This is a genomic window from Archangium minus (assembly GCF_044360475.1).
Taxonomy (GTDB): domain Bacteria; phylum Myxococcota; class Myxococcia; order Myxococcales; family Myxococcaceae; genus Archangium; species Archangium minus.
In genome coordinates this window covers 4,605,949-4,628,641 of record NZ_CP043494.1, presented here as the reverse complement: position 1 = coordinate 4,628,641, position 22,693 = coordinate 4,605,949, and the positions used below count along the sequence as shown (strand labels likewise).

15 protein-coding genes are annotated in these 22,693 nt (G+C 68.1%); 7 read left to right on the top strand and 8 right to left on the bottom strand.

The genetic code is table 11. The features are described 5' to 3' along the window. The first annotated feature begins 7 nt into the window (after window positions 1–7). Together F0U60_RS19080 and F0U60_RS19075 are read left to right on the top strand one after the other, a co-directional pair. On the top strand, window positions 8–1,174 hold the full coding sequence (locus F0U60_RS19080; RefSeq protein WP_395821982.1) for a hypothetical protein: 1,167 nt from the start codon (window positions 8–10) through the stop codon (window positions 1,172–1,174). Continuing rightward, entirely contained in the window at window positions 1,174–3,438 is a 2,265-nt protein-coding gene (locus F0U60_RS19075; RefSeq protein WP_395821978.1) for a hypothetical protein, read from the top strand. The genes F0U60_RS19080 and F0U60_RS19075 overlap by 1 nt, the downstream gene beginning before the upstream one ends. Window positions 3,439–3,456: 18 nt before the next feature. Here F0U60_RS19075 and F0U60_RS19070 read toward each other — a convergent pair whose 3' ends face one another. Then, a complete protein-coding gene (locus F0U60_RS19070) occupies window positions 3,457–3,714 on the bottom strand; it encodes a hypothetical protein (protein WP_395821975.1) in 258 nt (85 codons plus the stop codon). A gap of 397 nt (window positions 3,715–4,111) precedes the next feature. Here F0U60_RS19070 and F0U60_RS19065 point away from each other — a divergent pair, with 397 nt between their 5' ends. From F0U60_RS19065 to F0U60_RS19050, 4 genes are all read left to right on the top strand, one after another. Continuing rightward, window positions 4,112–5,002: a sensor histidine kinase gene (locus F0U60_RS19065; protein ID WP_395821972.1), complete on the top strand. Its 891-nt coding sequence runs from the start codon at window positions 4,112–4,114 to the stop codon at window positions 5,000–5,002. Window positions 5,003–5,007: 5 nt separating this feature from the next. Then, on the top strand, window positions 5,008–6,459 hold the full coding sequence (locus tag F0U60_RS19060) for a sigma-54-dependent transcriptional regulator (protein ID WP_395821969.1): 1,452 nt from the start codon (window positions 5,008–5,010) through the stop codon (window positions 6,457–6,459). A gap of 274 nt (window positions 6,460–6,733) precedes the next feature. Next, complete coding sequence (gene mrpC, locus F0U60_RS19055; RefSeq protein WP_203403370.1) at window positions 6,734–7,480, top strand: Crp/Fnr family transcriptional regulator MrpC; 747 nt, start codon at window positions 6,734–6,736, stop codon at window positions 7,478–7,480. A 186-nt stretch (window positions 7,481–7,666) separates the two neighbouring features. Next, window positions 7,667–9,541: a DNA mismatch repair protein MutS gene (locus F0U60_RS19050; RefSeq protein WP_395821966.1), complete on the top strand. Its 1,875-nt coding sequence runs from the start codon at window positions 7,667–7,669 to the stop codon at window positions 9,539–9,541. A gap of 2 nt (window positions 9,542–9,543) precedes the next feature. On the opposite strand, the gene F0U60_RS19045 is transcribed toward F0U60_RS19050, so the two are convergent. The 7 genes from F0U60_RS19045 to F0U60_RS19015 all read right to left on the bottom strand — a co-directional run bounded on the left by F0U60_RS19045 (window position 9,544) and on the right by F0U60_RS19015 (window position 20,741). Continuing rightward, on the bottom strand, window positions 9,544–10,077 hold the full coding sequence (locus F0U60_RS19045) for a hypothetical protein (RefSeq protein ID WP_395821963.1): 534 nt from the start codon (window positions 10,075–10,077) through the stop codon (window positions 9,544–9,546). A gap of 11 nt (window positions 10,078–10,088) precedes the next feature. After that, window positions 10,089–11,312 (bottom strand): hypothetical protein, encoded by a 1,224-nt coding sequence (locus F0U60_RS19040; RefSeq protein WP_395821960.1) that lies wholly within the window; start codon window positions 11,310–11,312, stop codon window positions 10,089–10,091. Window positions 11,313–11,496: 184 nt separating this feature from the next. Next, window positions 11,497–13,854 carry an ATP-binding protein gene (locus tag F0U60_RS19035; protein ID WP_395821957.1) on the bottom strand — a complete coding sequence of 786 codons (2,358 nt, stop codon included), beginning with the start codon at window positions 13,852–13,854 and terminating at the stop codon, window positions 11,497–11,499. Between the two features lie 91 nt (window positions 13,855–13,945). Further along, complete coding sequence (locus F0U60_RS19030) at window positions 13,946–15,631, bottom strand: amidase (protein WP_395821956.1); 1,686 nt, start codon at window positions 15,629–15,631, stop codon at window positions 13,946–13,948. Window positions 15,632–15,705: 74 nt separating this feature from the next. Further along, window positions 15,706–16,962, bottom strand: coding sequence for a P1 family peptidase (locus tag F0U60_RS19025; RefSeq protein WP_395821953.1), 1,257 nt, complete (start codon window positions 16,960–16,962; stop codon window positions 15,706–15,708). A 126-nt stretch (window positions 16,963–17,088) separates the two neighbouring features. Next, window positions 17,089–18,261, bottom strand: coding sequence for a thiolase family protein (locus F0U60_RS19020; protein WP_395821950.1), 1,173 nt, complete (start codon window positions 18,259–18,261; stop codon window positions 17,089–17,091). Window positions 18,262–18,350: 89 nt separating this feature from the next. Next, window positions 18,351–20,741, bottom strand: coding sequence for a 3-hydroxyacyl-CoA dehydrogenase/enoyl-CoA hydratase family protein (locus tag F0U60_RS19015; RefSeq protein ID WP_395821947.1), 2,391 nt, complete (start codon window positions 20,739–20,741; stop codon window positions 18,351–18,353). Window positions 20,742–20,859: 118 nt separating this feature from the next. On the opposite strand from F0U60_RS19015, the gene F0U60_RS19010 reads away from it, so the two are divergent. Next, window positions 20,860–22,614 carry a M1 family metallopeptidase gene (locus F0U60_RS19010; RefSeq protein ID WP_395821945.1) on the top strand — a complete coding sequence of 585 codons (1,755 nt, stop codon included), beginning with the start codon at window positions 20,860–20,862 and terminating at the stop codon, window positions 22,612–22,614. The last annotated feature ends 79 nt before the right edge of the window (window positions 22,615–22,693 follow it).

The following is a 22,693-nucleotide window of genomic DNA, read 5'->3' as shown; positions in this document are numbered from 1 at the left end:
CGGTGCGATGACGTCGTCAAGCCCCTCCGCCGTGCTGACCCCGCCGTCCGCCGCCCCCGCCGGGAGCCTCTCCTTCCGAGGGTTGTGGCTCTTCTCTCCTCGGAGGGATGCCCTCCTGTTGCTGGTGCCACTGGGTTTGACGGTGATCGCCTGGATGGTGAGCACCGCGCTGGCCCAGTCCGTGCGCGGTCCCGTCAACCGGATGGCCATCTGGACGGCCCAGTACCTGCTCGGCAACGGCACCCACGTGGTGCTCACCTTCCTGCTCTTCGCGGTGCACCGGGAAGTGCTCACCGCGGAGCCTCGGCAGCCGCGGCAGATACTGCTCGGGAGCCTCGGGATGCTCGGAGTGGCCGCGTTGATGTTCTCCTTCTATTTCGTGGACTCCACGGGCTACGTCTACGTGGTGGGTGTCCTCTTCAACGTCTTCGGGCTGCACCACATCCTCTCGCAGTGCAAGGGCTTCTGGGCGCTGCACACCCTGCGCGGTTCCCAGTCCGGGCTGCCAGCACCCGCCCTGCTCGAGCGGCGGCTCCAGCAGGCGTTCGTCCCGCTGATGCTGACGCTGGTTTTGGTGCGCCTCTTCTTCGTCGCCGAGTCCGCCCTCCCGGGTGACACGCCGTACCTGGACATTGGCCAGGGCACGCCGCTGCCCCATGGGGCGATGGCCGTGATGCTCCTGGTGTGGCTCGGCTACTTCGGGCTGCTGTTCCGCACGCTGCTGCGCTCCGGAGCGGCCAGTGGGCCCAAGGTGCTCTACCTCCTCACGGTGGCAGTAGCCACGGGGCTCACCCTGGTGGTCCCTGGCTGGGGCAACGTGATGCTGCCCGGTCTGCACGGCCTGGAGTACTACCTGCTCACCGCCCGGATGATGGAGCCGCGCGAAGGGGATGCACCCTCCCGCTTCAGCCGAGCCTGGATATGGCCGCTGATGGTGCTGTCCATGCTGCCGCTGTTGACGCTGGGCGTGGTGCACCTGGTCATCGCCGGGGTTTCCCCTGGCACGGTGAGCGCCGCGGCTACGGACCTGAAGTCCCACGTCGTGCTGCGGGGGATCACCGCGCTGAGCTTCGCCGTGGTGCTCTCCCACTACTTCGCGGACGCCCTCATCTACCGCTTCCGCCTCCCGAGCATCCGCCGGGTGATGCTGCGCCGGCTGGGCTTCTCGAGTTGATGGGCCCGAGGCTCCAGGGACGGCTCGGCCCCTGGCTGGGGCTGCTCGCGGGCATGGCGCTGGTGTACCGGTCCGTCCTCCAGGGCCGGATGCTGGCCGGACGGGACGCCTTCCGCATCTTCATCCCGGACTCCGCCTTCCTCCTCGAGGCGCTGCGGGCCGGGGAGCTGCCCCTGTGGAATCCCTATCTCCGGCTCGGGCAGCCGTTCGCCGCCACCCTGTACTCCCAGGTCTTCTACCCGCCGCGGCTCCTCACCGTGCTGCTCGCAGGACCGGAGCTCGGCCTCACCCTCCAGCACCTGCTGCACGTGGTCATCGCGGCGGTGGGCACCTTCCTTCTGCTGCGGCACCTGCGTGCCTCCCGCCCCGCCGCCCTGCTGGGCTCCGCCGCCTTCACGCTCTCGCAGCCCTTCACCGTGCTGTCCACCCAGCTGAACGTGGCCAGCGCCGCCGCGTGGACGGGCCTGCTCCTGCTCGCCTCGCGCCGCGCCGCGCTCCAGCCCACTCCCCGCCGCATCGCGCAGGTGGCCCTCGTCGCGGGACTCGCCTTCCTCGCGGGCTCTCCGGAGACGTTCCTGTGGCAGGCCCCGCTCTCCCTCGCCGTGGCCCTCGCCGCGCGACGCGAGGTGCGCACGCTGCTGGCCACCGGGGCGGGGCTCACCTGGGGATTCGTGCTCGCGGCCGTGGTGGCCGTGCCCGCGCTCGAGTTCGCCCGGAACTCCACTCGGGGCGCGGGGCGGATGGACCAGCTCGAGTGGTCCTTGTCCTGGTCTCAGCTCCTCTCGGTCGCATGGCCCTTCGCCGAGCAGCCGCGCTCGCACTACTGGTCGGGTGACGACCAGTTCTTCATCCTCGTCCTCTTCCTAGGCACCGTCGTCTGCGTTCTGGCGCTCGCCGGACTCGGGCGCTCACGTCGGACGCTGCCCTTCGGACTGGGTGCCCTCGTGCTCACCGCGCTGGCCCTCGGCACGCACTTCCCCCCGGCGACCTTCGTCCTCCAGTTCCCGCCCTTCCATCTCTTCCGCTATCCGGTGAAGTACTTCGTCGGCGCCATGTTCTGCCTGGGGGTGCTCGCCGCCTTCGGGTTGGACGTGCTCTCACGCAGGGCCGGACGGGGCCGACGCTCCCTCCTTCATGTGGCCGGGGTGGTGGCCGCGGTCTTCGCCGCGCTGCTGCTGGGCCCCCCCCTCACCCGGCTTCCCCTCTTCCGCCCCGGTGTGGAAGCCGGACTGCCCTGGGTGGTGCTGGCACTCGGCGCGGGAGCCCTGGCCTTCATCCTCCCCACCGCGGGTCCTGGCCGAGCCCTCCGGGTCCGTCGCGCGCTGGCCGTGGTGGCACTGATGGAGCTGGGCGCCTTCCATCTGCTGCAAGGAAACCCGGGCGGCATGCCGCTCGAGCTCCTCCGCCGCCCCTCCAGGCTCGCTGCCGCCATTCCTCCCGAGTACGCGGGCCGCGTCAGCGTGGACCTCTCCGCGGATTTGAGCGCCGAGGTCTCCGCTACGGTGGACGCCATGGCCGCTCCGCGTCCCGGAGAGGAGGGCTCCTACATCGCGCTCAGTCGGGACGCCCTGGTGCCCAACCGCTCCATGGAAGAGCGGCTGCGCGTCTTCGAAGGCTACGGCGCGCCGGAGCCACTGCGCATCGAGTCCCTCTACGAGTCGGGAGCACGCGCGGCCTTCGACCTGGCCGGGGTGGGCTATTACGTGCGCAGGGGCCCGCCGCCCTTCGAGGACCTGGTGCCCGTCCTCGCGTTGCCGGGGTTGCCCACCCTCTACCGCTCCAACACCGCCCTGCCGAGAGCCTTCGTGGTGCACGCCGCGCGCGTCGCCGACGACAAGGAGGCCCAGGCCGCCTTCGTGGACCCTGCCCAACCCCTGCGCCACACCACCCTGCTCGCCGAGGGCGAGCCCCTGGATGGCCCCGGCTGTGAGGGCTCAACGGCACGGGTAACGGGCTCGGGCCTGTCCTGGGTAGAGGTGACGCTGGAGGCGTGTGGCCCGGGCTACCTGGTGCTGAGCGACTCCCACTACCCCGGCTGGGAAGCCACGCTGGACGGAGCTCTCGTGCCGATGCGAAGGGCCAACGCCGTCATGCGCGCGGTGCAAGTCCCCGCGGGCGCGCACTCCGTCCGCTTCGACTACCGCCCGCTCAGCGTCCGTCTGGGGGGCGTGCTCTCCGCGCTGGCCCTGGGCGCGCTGCTCCTGGCGCTCCTTCCCCGCAAACGAAAAGAGCGGCCTCCTTCCGGAGAGCCGCTCCTCACATGACGCTTCGCGACGAGGAAATTACGGGGCCTCGTTCTCGCCGAAGGTCGCCAGCGACTTCTTCTCCAGCTGACGGGTCGCGGACGAACCGTTGCTGGTCACGTTCTCGTTACCCGCGAGGGCCGCGGCGGAGGCGCCGAACAGCTTGCGGATGTTGTTGCCGAACAGGGTGATGACGCCGATGGCCGCGATGGCGATCAGGGCCACGATGATGATGTACTCCGTCATACCCTGACCACGGCGCTTGTTGAGCTTCTTCAGGTTCTTGTTGGCGGACATGTGAAGTCTCCTTGGGTGGGCGGATGGCGGGGGTGACCACCACCGTGGGATGTGCGACGATGTGTAAGGTACCTGGATCCTCGGTCGCCCTCTATCCGTCATCGGGAGGATGATCGTACTTCCCTGGAATTTCGCGGACATGGCCCCTGACGGGCCTCGGCGGGGCCTCAAACGTCAGCTGGCGAACACTCGGGCGCATGCCAGGGCCGTCCCACAAGTGGCCAGGGCGCCAAGTATCGGATTCTAAAGGGGAACCACATCGCCATGTGGGGGGACAGCAGGGATGGCGACTCGTTATGTTTCGCACCTACCCATGAACCTCCACCTGCTGCAAGCCGTACAGATTTCATGGTCTCCCAGCCTGGGTGTCACTCGCGCTGAGGGAGACTGTGAGACCGTGCTGCACCGCCCCACTTCCGAAGTGATGGAGCGGCCGCTCCACGTGGTGCTGGGAACCACCGCCGAGAAGGCCCGAGAGCTGGACGCCCTCGCCCGCCAGGACCGCCGGGCGGTGGAGTTCCTCTATGTCTCGCTCGGCGCGGGAGACCCGGTGCCGTTGCGGCTGACGCTCGGCATGGACGCGGGCGAGGCCACCGCCGCGGTAGTGGACCTGCGCGTCCTGCTCGCGGGGGCGCCTCCGGTGCAGCTCTCCGGGCTCGCCTCGCAGCTGAGCCATGAGCTGCGCAACCCGCTCAGCTCGGTGAAGATGGCGGTGCAGACGCTGGCCCGGAACACGGGGCTCTCCGAGAGGGATCAGCGCCGGCTGACCATCGCCAACCGGGAGATCCGCACCCTGGAGCGGATGCTGTGGCTGGTGTCCGAGTACGGCCGGGACAGCACGCCCAACATGGAGCAGCACGCGCCGCGCTCGCTGGTGCAGGAGGCCACGGCCATGGTGGCCCCGGAGCTGGCCGAGCGCCGCGTGGAGGTGCGCGTGGACGAGGCTCCGGACGTGCCCCGAGTGAAGGTGGACGCGGGCCGGCTGCGGCCAGTACTCGCCCAGGTGTTGCTCAACGTCGCCATGGGGCTCACGGAGGGCGGCAACGTGGAGGTGTCCATCGTCCCAGATGACCAGGGACGGGTGAGGATCCTGCTGAAGGATCCCGCCGGCGCGCTGCCCGAGGAAGAGCGCGACTCCCTCTTCGAGCCTTTCGAGTGCCGCCTGGCGCGGGGGGCGGGGCTGTCCTTGGCGGCCCTGCGCCGCGTGCTGGAGCACCAGGGGGGCGATGTGTCCGCCGAGACCGGCCCTGACACGGCCGCGGTGTTCACGCTCACCTTTGCCGCCTGAGGAACATGGAGACGCTTCTCATCGTCGACGACGATCTCTCGCTGCTGGAGTCCTTGAAGATGCACTTCGAGGACATCGAGCACGAAGGGGCTCCGCGCTATCAGGTGGTGACGGCGACGAGCGCCGCCGAGGCGCTGCGGGTCGCTCACGAGGTCATGCCCGGCGTCGTCATCCTCGACATGAAGCTCCCGGACCGCACGGGTCTGGACATCATCGAGGAAATGAAGAGCCTGTGCGGGGACGCGCGCATCATCCTCGTGACGGCCTTCCATGACATGGAGACCACCATCCGGGCCATGAAGGCCGGGGCTTTCGACTACATCCACAAGCCCTTCCCGGATTTGACGGCCCTGGACATCGTGGTGTCGCGCGCCCTGGAGTACCGGCAGCTGTCGCGCCGCGCGGCCACGGTGAACGTGGAGACGGCCGCGGCGCGCCTGGGCGACATTGTAGGCACCAGCCCGCTCATCCAGCAGCTCGTCAAGGAGATTGGAAAGGTCTCCGCCAGCCGCGCCACCGTCCTCATCAACGGCGAGAGCGGCACGGGCAAGGAGCTCATCGCCCGCGTCATCCACAACTACTCCTACGACGAGCCCAAGCCCTTCATCGGCATCAACTGCTCGGCCATCGTGGACACGCTGCTGGAGAGCGAGCTGTTCGGCCACGAGAAGGGCGCCTTCACCGGTGCCAACGCCGTCAAGCCGGGCAAGTTCGAGCTGGCCGAGGACGGCACCATCTTCCTGGATGAGATCGGCGACATGTCGCTGATGCTCCAGGCCAAGCTGCTGCGCGTGCTCCAGGAGCGCGAGTTCGAGCGCGTGGGTGGCGTCAAGCGGATCAAGCTCCGCGCCCGCGTCATCGCCGCCACCCACCGCCACCTCGCCGACGAGGTCGCCTCTGGGCGCTTCCGCGAGGACCTCTACCAGCGGCTCAAGGTCATCACCCTGCAGATTCCCCCGCTGCGCGAGCGGCGCGAGGACATCCCCCTGCTGGTGCAGCACCTGCTGGAGCGCATCAACGAGAAGGTGCACAAGCGCGTCACCCGGGTGCCCCCCGAGGTGTTGGCCCACCTCACGCGCCTGCCCTGGCGGGGCAACGTGCGCGAGTTGGAGAACGTGCTGACGCGGGCGGTGGTGCTCGCCCCGGGCGAGGTGCTGCTGTCGGAGAACCTCCCCGCCCTGGAGCCCGCCCAGCCCGAGCTCGGCCCCCACACCAACGGCCACGCCCACGGCCCCCAGGGCCCCGGCGGCTCCGCCCTGCCCAACTTCCTGGTCGCCCACATCGATGATCCCAGCCGCATCCCCACCCTGGAGGAGGCGGAGCGGATGCTCATCGAGCTGACCATGAACGTGACCAAGGGTCACAAGGGGAAGACGTGCCAGATTCTGGGCATCAGTCGCCCCACCCTGGAGCGCAAGCTCCAGAAGTACGGCGTCCGACAGGATCAGCAGCCGTAGGCACCGAAGGGTGCGTTTCGGACACTGTCACACGCCCGACAACACCCCGCACGAATTGAACAAAACGTTCAACTTGATCAGACTGTTTGAACGTTCTGTTTCAGGTTTCGGACACTCAAAAGGGTCGAAACGAGGGCTGTAGCGCCAAGTAGCCGTCATTGCAGGGTTTTTCCTGTCTTTGAAAAAGAGTTCGGGTTGGCACAAAGCTTGGAAAGGGACTGTTCCGTCCGCAGCACAGCAACCCAACTTTCAACCGCCTGCAGGAGTGCCCGCCATGCACGGTTTCAATCGCCCCCTCGGTCCCATCGGCTCCAACGTCGTTGCCCCCATCCAGACCACCAGCTCCGGAATGCTGGTCACGGCGAACAAGCTGATCCCCGGTCAGGAGGCCATCGACTTCAAGGGCTACTTCAAGGTCGAGTCCTTCCCGCACAACTCCGTCATCTACCGCCCCGGCGACACGACGGACCGCGTGTACCTGCTCAAGAGCGGCCGCGTGCGCCTGATGCGGCTGGGCAAGAACAGCTCGCGCTCGGTGGTGAGCATCCTCCGCCCGGGCGACCTGTTCGGTGAGCTCTTCCGCCCCGAGGGCACCCCGGTGGAGGAGATGGCCATCGCCTCCGGTGAGGCCGAGGTGTGGAGCATCGAGGGCCGCGACTTCCGCGCGCAGCTCGAGGCCCGTCCGGCCCTGGCGGTGGACGTGGTTCGCGCCTACGCCGAGCGCGTGCGTGCCCTGCGCAAGCGCGTGCTGGGCCTGACCTTCAAGGAAGTCCCCGCCCGTCTGGCGGACACCCTTCTGACGCTGGCCGAGGCCCACGGCGAGCGCTGCCCGCACGGTGGCGAGACCGACCTGCGCGGCATCACCCAGCAGGATCTGGCGGACCTGGTGGGCGCCTCCCGCTCGTTCGTGTCCACGCTCATCAACGAGATGAAGCGCGACGGCGTGCTGGGCAACGTGGGCCGCATCCTCTGCATCCGCGACCAGAAGGCGCTGCGCAAGCTCGCTTCCAAGGAGAAGTGACCCGCAGTGGATGATGGGTCCCCTCCCTGAGGAGATCCCTCGACGAGCAGCCTCCTCGTGTCCCGGTTGACGGGCACGACACGAGACCCCGGCCGCCCCCCCTCCTACGGGTTTGGCGCCGGGGTTCGTCATTTTCGGGCACCGCGAGCGTCTCCGGGCTTGCCCTGCCCGCCCGGGCGACCCAGCATGCGCGCGCCCGTGATTACTCCGCCTCCTGAGTCCTCCTCTCCGAACCGCACGTACACCGAGCGACGCACCGCCGCCCAGGCGGAGCTGAAGCGGCTGGATGCGGTCAGTGCCCGTTACGCCAACCTGCGCGCCCTGGTGTTCATCGCCGGCGCCGCGGTGACGGGGCTTGTCCTGTTCAGCCGGCTGCCAAGAACGTGGTGGTGGGCGGCCGGGGCGGCGCTGGTCGTGTACGCGGTCCTGGCGGTGCTGCACCACCAGGTGTTCCTGCGCGAGGAGCGGCAGCGGCTGTATGTGCAGCTCAACGAGCGCGGGCTGGCGCGGCTGACGCGGGGCTGGCACGACTTCACTGAGCGCGGAGAGCGCTTCCTCACAGGCTCCCACCTGTATGCGACGGACCTGGATGTCTTCGGGCAGGGCAGCGTCTTCCAGCTCATGAACGAAACGGCGACCCGGGCGGGAGAGGAGCGGCTCGCAGCGTGGCTGTCCTGGCCGGCCCAGGCGGAAGAGGTACGGGCCAGGCAGGGCGCGGCGCGCGAGCTGGTGCCGCGGTTGGACTTCCGCCAGGACGTGTGCGTGGAGGCGCGCACGGTGGCCAAGGAGAAGGCGGACCCCGGGCTCTTCATCCAGTGGGCGGAGAGCGGACCTTCGCTCACGACCATCCGGTGGGCGAGGCCGCTGGCAGTGGTGCTTCCGCTGGTGACGCTGACGCTCTTCGTGCTGGGACGCTTCGACGTGCTGCCCCGGGCGCTGTGGTACGGCGGTCTGCTGGCGCAGCTCGCGGTGGCGGTGTCGACGCGCAACCCGCTGCGGGCGATGGAGGAGCGGATGAGCGCGGGCGAGCGCGGTTTCGTGCGCTACGCGCCCGTCTTCGAGCGAGTGGAGCGGGAGCGCTTCGAGCATCCGGAGCTGCGGCGGGTGCAGTCGGGCCTGCAGCGCGAGGGGGAGTCCCCGGTATCGACTCACCTGAAGAACTTCAGTCGGCTCTACTCCTTCGTGGAGTTCAAGCGGCACCAGTTCCACCCCATCGTGCACCTCTTCACCCTGTGGGACATCCACGCGCTGTTCGCGTTGGAGCGGTGGAGGGAGCGGCACGGAGCACAGGTACGAGGCTGGTTCGACGCGCTGGCGGAGCTGGAGGCGCTCTCGTGCCTGGCGGGGCTCGCGTACGACCGGCCGGGCTTCACCTGGCCCACGCTGGAGGAGAATGGGCCGAAGGTGAAGGCCACGGGAATCGGTCACCCGCTGCTGGACGAGCCGGTGCTGAACGACGTGGAGCTGCCGGGGCCCGGGTGTGCCCTGCTGCTCACGGGCTCCAACATGTCGGGCAAGACGACGCTGCTGCGAGCGCTGGGGCTGAACTCAGTTCTGGCGCTGGCGGGAGCCCCGGTGTGCGCGCAGGCCTTCTCGCTGACACCGCTGCAGGTGCTGACGAGCATGCGAGTGAAAGACTCGCTGGAGCGGGGCGTGTCGTACTTCTACGCGGAGGTGCAGCGCATCAAGGCCGTGCTGGACGCGGCGGTGGCGGCGAAGGGCCATGCCCTGTTCCTGCTGGATGAGATCCTCCTCGGGACGAACACACGAGAGCGACAGATCGCCTCACGCGAGGTGCTGCGCCTGCTGCTGAAGACAGGGGCGTGCGGCGGGGTGACGACGCACGACCTGTCGCTGGCGAGCCTCGCGGAGGAGCACAGCGGGAAGGTGGTGAACATGCACTTCCGCGACCACCTGGAGAACGGGAAGATGGTGTTCGACTACAAGCTGCGCGCTGGAGTCGTAGACACCACGAACGCGCTGCGCGTGCTGAAGATGGCCGGAGTCCCCGTGGAGGATCCGGAGCAGTCACCCTCGTCCTCCGAGAGTGGGTTGGACTAGCCCTACCCTGCCTCGCCCTCTAACGCACTGCGGAGGAGGAACTCGGCAACCCAGAAGCCGGCCGCTTCCCCGTAGGCACCTCGCGCGTGGAGCTGCGACCTCAGGGCAAGCGCGTACACGTAGCTTCCCGTGTCGAGCGTACGGGGCAAGGGACGTGCGAAGTGGGTATCACCTGGCGGAGGACAGCGTGACTCCACCGTCTCCGCCTTCGTGCCCGGTGCGCCCAGACACGCCTCTGGAAGGAAGGCCCTAGCCGCGTCAATGAGACGCCGAGAGCGTTTGACTCCCTTCAGCGACGCGGCCTCCGCCGCTCCCACGCGAAGCTCGGAGGGAAGCACCCCAACACAGGCCGTGGAGAGCCCGGAGAGCAACGCCCGGCTCCGTTGGGGAGCCCTCTTGAAGCGCCCCGACTCGCGGACGACGCGATCCAAGTCCGCGTGACAGCGCGCGACAGCCGTCTCGACGGCGGGCACACCTGCATCCACGGCCGGAGGTGGGGCCATCCACACCAGCAGTCCCACGGCAGACCCACGCAAGGAGAGCGCCCTCATAGCCAGTTGTCCGGGATGTGTGAGCGCTGGAGGTCGCGCAGCCCCTCGGTCAGCAGAGGCAGCAGCCGCTGGGCTTCCACGGGGCGTGGATGGCGGCGAGCGAGCTCGGCTTCGAACGATTGAATGAGCACCAAAGACTCCCCGCGGCTAACGCGCGAGAAATCAGGAGCACGCAAGCCCAGCGCCGCGAAGCCTCGCTGGATACCGGCTCGGTGCGTCTCCTGGAAGTGATGAGCGACATTCTCGTAGAAGAGAACCCGGAGGGTCTGGTCGCGCGCCTGCTCGAGCCGGATCCGCTCTGAGGCGGGGACCTCGGGTCGTCCCAGCAAGGCCTGCAGCGTGTTGTAGTGTTCCCGCAGCGGGCCGCGCTGGGTATCGCGCACCTGCGCGTCTCCCTGGAAGTAGCGCTCGAAGGCCGCGTGACCGGCGACGTAACGGGCACGCAGGTCAGCGGTGCTCCCACTCACTGAGGCCGTCTGGTAGCCATCCCGGCGAGACCAGACCGCCAGGTTCTCTCCCTTGCGCAGTCCCCGGGCCGCGTCTGGCCGGAGCGCATCCACCTCGCCGCGCGTCGCCTTCTCCCACCGGGCGAGGTGGACCGTTGCCCCGGAGAAGGTGCCGGGAGCGCTCCCGTCGTAGGCCCACATCGTCTCGACGTTGGGAAAGATCGCGCGCCATCCATCCAGGGTCGTCTCACCACCGTTGTAGCAGGCAGCGATGCACAGGTCCTCAACCCGGGCCGCCGCCTTCGGCATGGCCGCCGCGAGAAGAGCGAGGCTCTGCCGAGAAAGCACCCCGTTCTTGAACCCCCCCTCTTCGCCCCACAGGCTCATCCCTCCGCTGTGCCCGGAGAGCACGAGGCGCGAAGGAATGACGCCTCCCTTCTCCGCTCGGGCCCACACCTGCGCCAGTTGCGCCAGCTCGTCGCGCGCATCCGCCCCAGCGCTGGCAATGGCCACTGACACCTGTCGCCCTTGCGTGAGCGGCAGCCCCAGGGTCGCCACGAAGGTTTGGATGCCGGCATCCGTCCGCAGGTCATGCACCCGCATCGCCCCATCCGAGCCGAGGGCTCTCACCTGATCATCCCGAGGCGTGTCCTGGAGGGTGGTCACCCGGGCCTTGGGGTTGGACTTCTGCAGTGCCTCGGCCTCGGCCTGGGTGTGCGGGTTCATCCCAAGCACGAGGATGTCGTCGTTCCGGCTCCTGCCTACGCTGGTCATGTTCGTCTCTCCTTGCCGCTGTGGCTGCGAGCACGGGGCAAGCCACGGGCCAGGGAGGCGCTCCGTCATTTCAAACGTTTATGGGCACGGAAGGTCTCTCGCGAGGCGCACGGCATCCGCGACACGAGACAGCCCCATCCCAGAGCACCGGACGCCAGAGTCAGCGCGGCCGAGACCCAGAGGCTCAGGCCGTCCGCGCTGGTTGGACGACGGCGGGCAGGGAGATGCGGAAGGTGGAGCCCCGCCCCAACTCGCTCTCCACGGAGATCTCACCGCCCAGGCTCGTCACGATGCCATGGCAGATGGAGAGGCCCAGTCCCGTCCCCATCCCCACCGGCTTGGTGGTGAAGAAGGGATCGAAGATCCGATCGCGCACCTCGGGGGCAATGCCACACCCGGTGTCTCGCACTTCGATGATGACCTGCCCGGCGAGGGCGCGCGCCCGCACGCGCACCTCGTTCTGATTGGGCTGCCCAGAGGGGAGCGAATGGAGCGCGTTGATGAGCAGGTTGAGCAGGACCTGCCCCAACCGGCCTTCGCTCGCCCGCACTCTCGGCACCGGCTCGAGGTCCTTCACCACACGGGCCCGGTGGCGCAGCTCGTTGCGCACCAGGCCCAGGCTCGACTCGATGACGCCGCACACGTCCACATCGGAGAGATGATCACCCTCGTCACGGGAGAGGGTCCGCAGATCGCGCACGATGTGCCGTACCCGCTCGGCGCCCTGGCGGGTCTCGCGCAGCACATCCTCCATCTCGCGCAACCGCTCCCTCGGAACATCCTTGGCGAGCAGCTGACACTCCTCCTCGAGGAAGCTGAGGTTGGAGAGGACGAAGGCCAGCGGGTTGTTGATCTCATGCGCCACGCCGGCGGCCAGCGTGCCCACGCTCGACAGCCGGTCGGCGAGCAGCAAGCGCGCCTGCATCTGCTTGCGCTCGGTGATGTCCCGCGCGCTCACCACCGTGGCCGATTCCCCGCCGAAGAGCAGCTGCATCGCGCTGAGCTCCGCAGTCCTCACCTGGCCACACGCGCGCAGGAAGCGAACCTCGCGCATGCTGGTCCGGGCGCCCGCGGCCGGGCTCTCGAGCACGCTGGCGGCAGCGCGGTGGTCCTCCGGATGGATGAGCTCGAGCAACGACATGCCGGCGAGCCCCTCCGTCGAACGATGATCAAGGAAGGCAAGCCCCGCCGGATTGACGTACAGCAGGCGGTCCTCTCGGTGCACGAAGATGGCCTCGGGCAGCCCCTCGATGAGGGCGCGGAAGCTCTCCTCGGAGCGGCGCAAGGCCTCCTCGGCGACGATGCGCGCGGTGATGTCGATCGCCATCGCACCGAGCAACGGGCGACCCGCCGCGTCGCTCAGGACGAACTTGTGGCTGAGCCAGTAATGGCTCGTTCCATCCGGCGAGGGAATCATCTGCACGCAATTCCGGGGCTTTCCGGAGGCCAGCGTGGCCAGATCCTCCTGCCGCATGCGCTCGGCCGCTGCGGGAGGCAGCAGATCCGCGTCCGTGAGGCCCAACATGGACTCCACGTTCCGATGGAAGAAGCGGGCGTAGGGCTCGTTTATCCAGACCCGCCGCCCCTCGGCGTCCTTCACGAGGGCCAGCACCGGGCACTGGCTCATGAACGAGTGGAACAGGTGCTGGTTCTTCTGGAGAGCTTCGAGCGCCGCTGCGAGCTCGGACACCACGGTCCGCTTGGATTCAAACTCGGCGGCGTTGTTCATCGCCGCGCCAAGCAGGCGGCCCATCAGCTCGAGCGTCCGCACATCCAGATCGTCGTAGGCGTTGGGCTGCTCGTAGGTGATGTTGATCGCCCCCACGGTGGTGCCAGCCCTCTGCACCGGGACGACGATCATCGAGCCGATGCCCGTGGTGCGCGTGGCCGACACATTCACCCGCGGATCATTCTCGGTGTCACGGGTGTGGAGCACCTCACCGCGCAGGATGCTCATCCCCGTGATGCTGTGGGCGAGCTTCAGCCGGAACCCGAGATGGCGGCTGTGTTGTCCGGTGGTCGCGCGGTAGACCAGCTCATCGCCATCGGCCAGCGCCACCGCCGAGCCGGCCGCGCCGCACAATTGCCGGGCCCGCTCCGCGATGAGCCACATCACCTTGTCGAGCTCGAGCCCCGCACTCACGATGTCGCTCTGCGTCTGGATGATGGCCGACAGCCGCTCGACCGCGCCCGCAGAGGCAGACCCCTCCAGGAGGGTCTGCATCCCGGCCCGCCTGCGCCGTGAAAGCCACTCGAGCCGCAACCGGAGTTGTACCGGCTCGACAGGCATCATCACGAAGTCATCCACTGCCGCGGCCAGCAGCGCATCCATGGGGACCTGCTCCGTCGACCCCGAGACGAGTGCCAGGAGGAAGGGCCGGGGCCGTATCTCCTGGGTACTCAGCGCGGCGACATCCGCGGCCATCTCGAGGCTGGCGACGACCACCAGCACCCCCTCCACCCCATGCAGCAGGCTCCCCACCTGCCCGACTTCCACGGCATGGCGCACCTCATGACCCCACTCCGTGAGGAGTCGGCTCACGGAGCACCCGGGCTGCGGACTGACGAGCAACAGTTTCATGGGCCTGGAGCCGTCGACGTGCCCTCACGGGCACTGAAACGGCCGTCGCTGATTACGTGTGGGCCTGACGAAGATCCGCCGTCGGAGCGAAGCCTGGAGGGCGACGAAGCTTGGACGCCTGCTCGTAGGCGAAGGCGAGACGAAGGAGCGTCGGCTCACTCCACGCGCGCCCGATGAAGGACAGCCCCACCGGCAGGCCAGCCACATACCCAGCCGGGACGGTGATGCTGGGGTAGCCCGCGACAGCCGCAGGCGTGGAGCTGCTCCCCAGCCAGTGATCTCCGTTCACCAGATCAATGAGCCCTGGAGGTGCCTGCGTTGGGGCGACGAGCGCGTCGAGCTTGTGCTTCGCCATCACGGCATCAATCCCCTGCTCCCGCGACAGCTTCCGGCAGGCCTCGAGTGCCTTGCGATACTTCTTGTCCGTGAGCGGCCCCTTCTCCACCGACTGGTGGAAGAGCTCCTGACCAAACCAGGGGAGCTCGGTGCTGCGGTTCTCCTCGTTGAAGCGGATGAGGTCCGCGAGCGTCTTCAGGCGCGTCCGCGTCCCGAGTCCGGCGAGGTAGGCCTCGATGTCCGCCTTGAATTCGTAGAGCAGCACCTCCATCTCCGGCTCGTCCAGCTTCGCGGCCATGGGGATGTTCGCCTCATCAACGATGATGGCCCCCTGCGCCTTCATGAGCTCAAGCGCCCGCTCGATGAGCGCATCCGTGGCCGGGTGGTAGCCGAAGAACCGCTCACGAGGCACACCGATGCGAGCACCCTTCAACCCGTTGGGATCGAGGAAGCGCGTGTAGTCCGGCTGGGCGTGACCCTTGCTGGTGGCGGTGATCGCATCACCCGAATCAACCCCCGCCAGAACACCAAGGAGCGCGGCGGCATCCGCCACCGTGCGCGTCATGGGACCGGCCGAGTCCTGGCTGTGCGAGAGGGGAATGATGCCCGAGCGGCTCACGAGCCCAACAGTGGGCTTGAGCCCAACAAGGGAGCACGCCGCGGAGGGCGAGACGATAGAGCCATCGGTCTCGGTGCCGACGGACACCGCGCAGAAGTTGGCAGCGGTGGCCGCACCGGAGCCCGAGCTCGAGCCAGACGGCGTCCGATCCAAAGCATAGGGATTGCGGCACTGACCGCCCCGCCCGCTCCAGCCACTGGAGGAGTGCGTCGAGCGGAAGTTGGCCCACTCGCTGAGGTTCGTCTTTCCGAGGATGACCGCGCCCGCGGCCCGCAGACGCTCCACCACGAAGGAATCGCGCGAGGGCACGGCGCCGACGAGAGCGAGTGACCCAGCGGTGGTCTGCATCTTGTCCGCGGTCGCGATGTTGTCCTTGATGAGAACAGGGATGCCGTGCAGCGGACCGCGAGGCCCCTTCGCCTTGCGCTCCTCATCGAGTGCCGCGGCAAGGGCGAGGGCGTCCGGGTTGAGCTCGATGACCGAGTGGAGCGCGGAGTCCCCGGTCTGATCCAGCTCCTGGATGCGCGCGAGGTAGCGCTCGGCGAGACCGTGGGCGGTGAACTTCCCCGACGTCATGGCGGCCTGGAGCTCGGAGACGGTGGCCTCCTCAAGCTCGAAGGGCTTGCCGCGCGGCGCGGAGGTGGGCGCGCGGCTCGCATGGCCGGGGGAGGATTCGGCATGGACCTTCAGGGAAACGAGCGTGCTGGCGGCTGCCGCGCCGCCGAGCAACGTGCGGCGACTCAGCCCCTGGGGGGTTCCGGGGGAGACAAGAGGCTTCTTCATGAGTGGCCCGGACTACAGCAGTGTTGAGCCGCCTACCGCAACCGGGCCGGAGCCAGGCGCCCCATGGCTCGCATTCACTGCCGGCCGTACTTGCGAAGGGCCCGGAGGAGCCGCTCGTGAGGCAGGGCGAAGACGCGGACGCCATCCGCGCCTGTCTGGGTATCGGCGGCAAGCATGGCGTTGAGGATGGCCTCCTGGGTGGCCTGCACCGTCGCCTCGAAAAGGGGGTTGAGGTGCCCGTTGTCCAGCGAGGAGACCCGAGCCACGGGGCTGTCCGCGGGCGGGCTGGCGGGCTGGGTGGAGAAGGCAAGGAAGATGTCACCCGAGGAGTCCTCGCCCAGGCCCCCCATCTTTCCGATGGCGAGTGGGACGCGGCGTGCGATGCGAGCCAGTTGGTGCGGGAGCAGCGGCGCATCGGTGGCTACCACCACGATGATGGAGCCCATGCCCTCGGGGATGGTGGACGTGGTGAGACTGGCGGACTGGGAACACGCGCGCATGCCCTGCATGAACGGCGACGAGGGAGCCTCACTCCCCGTGTAACAGGCTTGAAGATCACGGATCTCCTCACCCACTGGAACGCCCTCCACCGAGAAGAGCCTGCGGCTGCCGTAGTTACACTGTACCAATACGCCCAGGGTGTAGCCGCCCTGCGCCTCGGGCAGCGTGCGCGAGGCCGTACCGATGCCGCCCTTGAAGCCGTGGCAGATCATCCCCGTTCCGCCGCCCACATTGCCCTCGGGGACAGGACCGCCTCGCGCCTCATCGAGCGCGCGCCAGGCGTGCTCCTGCTTGACGTGGAAGCCGTTGATGTCGTTGAGGAGACCGTCGTAGGTCTCCGCCACCACAGGCAGGCTGAGCTCCCACGCGAGCTTCCGCTTCGCCCCCCACGCCACCACCGCGTCACGCACCACGCCCACACTGTTGGTGTTGGTCAGCATGACGGGCCCGGAGAGCAGGCCCGACTCGTTCAACCAGGTCGTGCCAGTCATCTCGCCATTGCCATTGAGGGCGTAGGTGGCCGCGAAGACGGGCTCGGCGACGCGCTCACGCCCGCGCGGCAGCACCGCGGTGACGCCCGTGCGCACAGGCCCCTTCCCCTCCGTGAGCTTGCCTTCTCCGGAGATGAGCGTCGTGTGACCCACCACCACGCCAGGCACATCCGTGATGGCGTTGAGCGGACCGGACTGGCCACCGAAGGTGATGCCCAGCGCACGAGCGCGCGGCTTCGTCGGGGCGGGCTTCGTCTGGGTGGACTGCGCACCGCTCACCCCCGGAAGGGACAAGAGGAGCAGCGCGGACAGGAGGCGGAAGGGAGCGGAGAGGTTCATGGCTCGGGCGGGCGGGTAGCGTACGTGCCTCGCGCAATTCTCGCGAGCGATCCGGAGCCAGAAACACGACGGCCCCTCCTGGAGTGCCAGGAAGGGCCGCGTGAGGACAACACCCCGAGGGGCTTACTACTTCGCCAGCTCGATGAGCGCCGCGGCGCCCATGCCACCGCCGATGCACATCGTCACCACGCCGTAACGGCCGTTGCGACGCTTCAGCTCGCGCAGGATGGTGGCCACCAGACGCGTACCGGACACGCCCAGCGGGTGACCCAGGGCGATGGCGCCGCCGTTCGGGTTCACCTTGTCCAGCGGGATGCCCAGCTGCCGGATGCAGTGCAGCGCCTGCGCGGCGAAGGCCTCGTTCAGCTCGAAGACGTCGATGTCCTCGACCTTGAGGTTGTTCTTCGCCAGCAGCTTCTTCACCGCCGGCACCGGGCCCACGCCCATGATGTCCGGAGGCACGCCGGCCACCTGGTAGTCCAGGAAGTAGCCGAGCGGCTTCACGCCGAGCTGCTGCGCCTTCTCCTCGCTCATCACCACCGCCGCCGCGGCGCCGTCCGTCAGCGGCGACGCGTTACCGGCCGTCACCACACCCTTCTGGTTGAAGGCCGGCCGGAGCTTGGCCAGACCCTCCAGCGTGGTGTCCGGACGCAGGATGGTGTCCACCGAGACCGTCACCTGCTGCGCCTTGCCGTCCTCGTCATAGACGGTGGTCGTCACCGGGAAGATCTCATCCTTGAACTTGCCCTGCTCGCGCGCGGTGGCCGCCCGGCGCTGGCTCTCATAGGCGAACTTGTCCGCGTCCTCGCGCGACACGCTGTAGCGCGAGGCGATGTTCTCCGCGGTGGCGCCCATGGAGGTGTAGACCTCCGGGAACTTCTCCATGATCTCCGGGTTGGCGCTCACCTTGTTGCCACCCATGGGGACCATGGTCATGGACTCGGTGCCACCCGCCACGATGACCTGGCTCATCCCCGACAGGATGGCCTGCGCCGCCTGGGCAATGGACTGCGTGCCCGACGAGCAGAAGCGGTTGATGGTCATCCCCGGCACGGTGTCCGGCAGCCCCGCGAGCAGGGCGGCGTTGCGAGCGACGTTCATCCCCTGCTCCGCCTCAGGCATGGCGCAGCCGAGAATCACATCCTCCACCTCCTCGGGCTTGAGGCCGGGGACGCGCGCGACGGCCTCCTTGATGGCGAGGGCCGCGAGCGTGTCGGGCCGGGTGTCCTTGAACTCTCCCTTGTGCGCGCGGGTGAACGGGGTGCGCACCGCGCTGGCAATCACGACTCGACCGGGCATCTGTCTGTCTCCTCGCCCGGGGAGCGACCCCCGGGCTTCAAAATCTCGAATCACTGGATGACTTTGGAACGAACCGTAACGGCGCCGCCTCAGTTGCGCAGCGGCTTGCCCTTCTCGAGCATGAACATCAGCCGGTCCTGCGTCTTCTCCTCGCCGCACAGGCTGAGGAACGCCTCCAGCTCCAGCTCCAGCAGCCGCTCCTCGGTGAGGAGCACGGACGGGCTGGTGTCGCCACCGGTGAGCACCCGCGCCAGCTTCTGGGCGATCTTCCGGTCATGCGCGGAGACCTGGCCGTTGAGCTCCATGTCGTAGAGCATCATGTCGATGGTGGCGTAGCCGCTGGGTCCGGGCAGGCGGAAGCGCGTGGGCCGAGGCGCGCGGAAGCCCGCGTTGGCCATGCCCAGCACCCGCTCCTTCGCGTCCGACAGCAGGAAGTCGCGGTTGGCGCTGATGCCGTCCGCCTGTGACAGGAAGCCCATCTCCCGCGCCTCCTCGGCGCTGGTGGCCACCTTCGCCGTGCCGATCGACAGGAACACCTTCTTGATGAAGGGGAACGCGTCGAAGTCCTTGTCCGCCGAGTACGAGCCGTACACGTTGCGCAGCAGCATCATGGTGCCGCCGCCGCCGGGGATGAGGCCCACGCCCACCTCGACGAGGCCCATGTACAGCTCGCTCGAGGCCTGGATGGCGTTGCCGCCCATCGTCACCTCGGCGCCGCCGCCGAGCGTCAGGTTGAAGGGCGCCGTCACCACCGGCACCGGGCTGTAGCGCATGCGCTGGTTGGCCGCCTGGAGCGCCCCCGCCATCTGGCGCAGGGTGTCGAACTCACCGTTCTTCGCCGCCCACAGCATGGCCATGATGTTGGCGCCCGCCGAGAAGTTCGCCCCATCGTTGCCGATGACCAGGCCGCGGAAGTTCTTCTCCGTCTCGTCCAGGGCCGTGTTCATCATCGAGATGATTCCATCGTCGATGGAGTTCATCTTCGTGTGGAACTCGAGCAGCGTCACCCCATCGCCCATGTCCCAGAGCGTGGCGCTGTCGTTGCCGGTGATCTTCTTGTTGCCGCGCTTGAGGTACTCCACGCGCGCGGTGCGGGCGTTCTCCGGCACCACCTTCACGGACTTCGTGGGGATGTCCCAGTAGGTGTCCTTGCCGTTCTCCACGCCGTAGAAGGACGTGCGGCCCGCGGCGAGCATCTGCTCCACCCAGGCGGCGGGCTTGAGGCCCAGTTCCTTCATCCGCTCCACGCCCTTCTTCACGCCGTAGGCGTCCCAGGTCTCGAAGGGCCCCAGGTCCCACGCGAAGCCCCAGCGCATGCCGCGGTCGATGTTGACCACGTCATCGGCGATCTCCGGAATCCGGCGGCTGGCGTAGGCGAGCACGTCGAGGGTAATCCGCTCGGCGAACTTCGCGGCCTTGTCCTGGCCGTTGAGCACCGTGGCCACGCGCTCGCGCACGTTCTCCACGTCCTTGGCGGCGCCCAGCGACTCGTAGCGCACCTTGGCCTGCGGCCGGTACTCCAGCGTCTTCAGGTCGAGCGCGAGGATGTCCTTGCCGCCGCTGCTCTTGTCCTTCTTGTAGAAGCCGCCGCCGCTCTTGTCGCCCAGCATCCCCTTGGCCACCATCTTCTGGAGGAACTCGGGGGCGGCGAAGACCTCACGCTCCTCGTCCTGGGTGAGCGTGTCGTAGCAGTTCTTCGCCACGTGGGAGAAGGTGTCCAGGCCCACGATGTCCGCGGTGCGGAACACGGCGGACTTGGGGCGACCCATCGCGGGGCCGAAGATCTTGTCCACCTCCTCGATGGTCAGCTCCGCCTTCTGCATCTCCGAGATGGTCCGCATCATCCCGTACGTGCCGACGCGGTTGGCGATGAAGTTGGTGGTGTCCTTGCCGTAGACGATGCCCTTGCCGAGCACCTCCTCGCCAAAGCGGTGGATGCTCTTCACCACCTCGGCGTCCGTCTCCGGGCCCGCCACCAGCTCCAGGAGCTTCATGTAGCGGACGGGGTTGAAGAAGTGCGTGACGAGGAAGCGCTTGCGGAACTCGGCGCCGCGGCCCTCCAGCATGCCCTTGATGGACAGGCCCGAGGTGTTGGAGCTGACGATCGCGTCCTTGCGCGCATGCTGCTCCACCCTGGCGAACAGGGCCTGCTTGACGGCCATGTCCTCCTTCACCACCTCGATGACCCAGTCACACTCGGCCAGCCGGCCCAGGTCATCCTCGAAGTTACCGACCTCGATGGCGGTGAACACCTGCTCGGACACAATGGGGCTGGGCTTCTGCTTGCGCATGTTGGCCAGCGCGCCGAGGGCAAACTTGTTCCGGAAGGACTTGGAGGCCGTGTCCTCACCGGGCCCTGCCTTGGGCGGCACGATGTCCAGGAGGAGCGCACGCACGCCCGAGTTGGCGAGGTGCGCGGCGATACCGCTGCCCATCACGCCCGCGCCCAGCACTGCCACTTTGCGGATCCGCGTCGTCATCGAAAGAGGCTCCCGTTCAGAAAAAGGATGGCAGGAGACATTGCGCCGGTTGATTCAAAAGTCAACCGGCTCTTGAAGCCCGCATGTCAACCCGTGAAGGGTAAGGTGCGTTCCCGCCATGGCCCGACTCGATCCGCACTCGTACAACGACGACACCCAACCCGAGACCGAGAATCTCACCTGGAAGGCCCGTGTGGACTTCCGCACGCGCCGACTGCATGCCGAGGCGACACTCTCGCTCAAGGAGACCTCCGCCGGTCCTCTGGATCTCGACACGAGGGATCTGGAGATCCGCTCGGTAGTAGACGCCGAGGGCAAGCCCCTGCCCTTCCTGGTGTCCCCGCCCGAGCCCATCCTCGGCAGCCGCCTGCGGGTGGAGCTGCGCCCGGGGACGAAGCAGCTCACCATCCGCTACCGGACATCGCCCCAGGCGAGCGCCCTGCAGTGGCTGACGCCGGCCCAGACGGCGGGCGGCCAGTTCCCGTACCTCTTCAGCCAGTGCCAGGCCATCCACGCACGCTCCGTGGTGCCGCTCCAGGACACGCCGCGAATCCGCATCCGGTACCGGGCCGAGCTCACCGTGCCCAAGGAGCTCAAGGCGGTGATGGCCGCGGGCTTCACGGGCCGCGAGGAGCAGGGCGTGGAGGCGGTGGAGCGCTACGAGATGCCCCAGCCGATTCCGCCCTACCTGCTCGCCTTCGCGGTGGGCCGGCTGGCGGCCAAGGAGCTGGGCCCTCGCTCGCGGGTGTGGGCCGAGCCGGAGGTGCTCGAGTCCGCCGCCGAGGAGTTCGAGGACGTGGACGCCATGCTGCGCGCGGCGGAGGCGCTCTTCGGCGCATACGACTGGGAGCGGTTCGATCTGCTAACGATGCCGCCGTCGTTCCCCTACGGGGGCATGGAAAACCCGCGGCTCACCTTCCTCACGCCCACGCTGCTGGCCGGGGACAAGAGCCTGGTGAGCGTGGTGGCGCACGAGCTGGCGCACTCGTGGACGGGCAACCTGGTGACGAACGCGTCGGCCGAGCACTTCTGGCTGAACGAGGGCTTCACCGTCTTCGCCGAGCGGCGCATCCTCGAGGTGCTCTACGGGTCGGACGTGGCCGCGCTGCACGCCGCGCTGGGCCGGCGCGCGCTGGAGGACGCGGTCCAGCACTTCAAGGATCATCCGAAGCTCACCGCACTGCGCACGCACCTGTCGGGGGTGGATCCGGACGAGGCCTTCTCCCAGGTTCCGTATGAGAAGGGCTTCCTCTTCCTGCGAGCCATCGAGGACGCAGTGGGCCGGCCCGCCTTCGATGACTTCCTGAAGCGCTACATCGAGTCGCACCGCTTCCAGGCGCTCACCACGGAGCAGTTCACTACCTTCGTGGAGAAGCACCTGCCGGGAGTGTTGGCGAAGGTGGACGCGGAGGCGTACCTGAACAAGCCAGGCATTCCCCAGGGCTCGCCCGTGCCGCGTTCGAATCGGCTGGAGCAGATCGGGCGGATGAAGGACAAGGTGCCCACGGCCGAGGACGTGAAGGATTGGACCCCGGCCGAGTGGCAGCTCTACATCGAGGGGCTGCGGAAGGGGACGCCGCGAGACGTATTCCGGCAGTTGGACGAGCGCTTCCACCTGACGAAGAGCCACAACTCGGAGGTGCTGGTGTCGTGGCTGGCGGCGGCGCTGCGAGCGGGCTGGGAGCCGGCGCTGGGCCGCACCGAGGCCTTCCTCGGCGAGGTGGGTCGCATGAAGTACCTCAAGCCGCTCTACGGAGCGCTGGCGGCCACCCTCGAGGGCAAGGCACTCGCGCGCAGCCTGTTCAATCGTTACGCCGAGCGCTACCACCCCATCGCGCAGGCCGCGGTCGAGTCCATCCTCAACCGCGCGTAGTACCAAAGACATACGAAGCGGCGGGTTCGATTCCCGCCGCTTCCACGCAGAACATTTGAGCCGCGTCCGCTCCTATGCG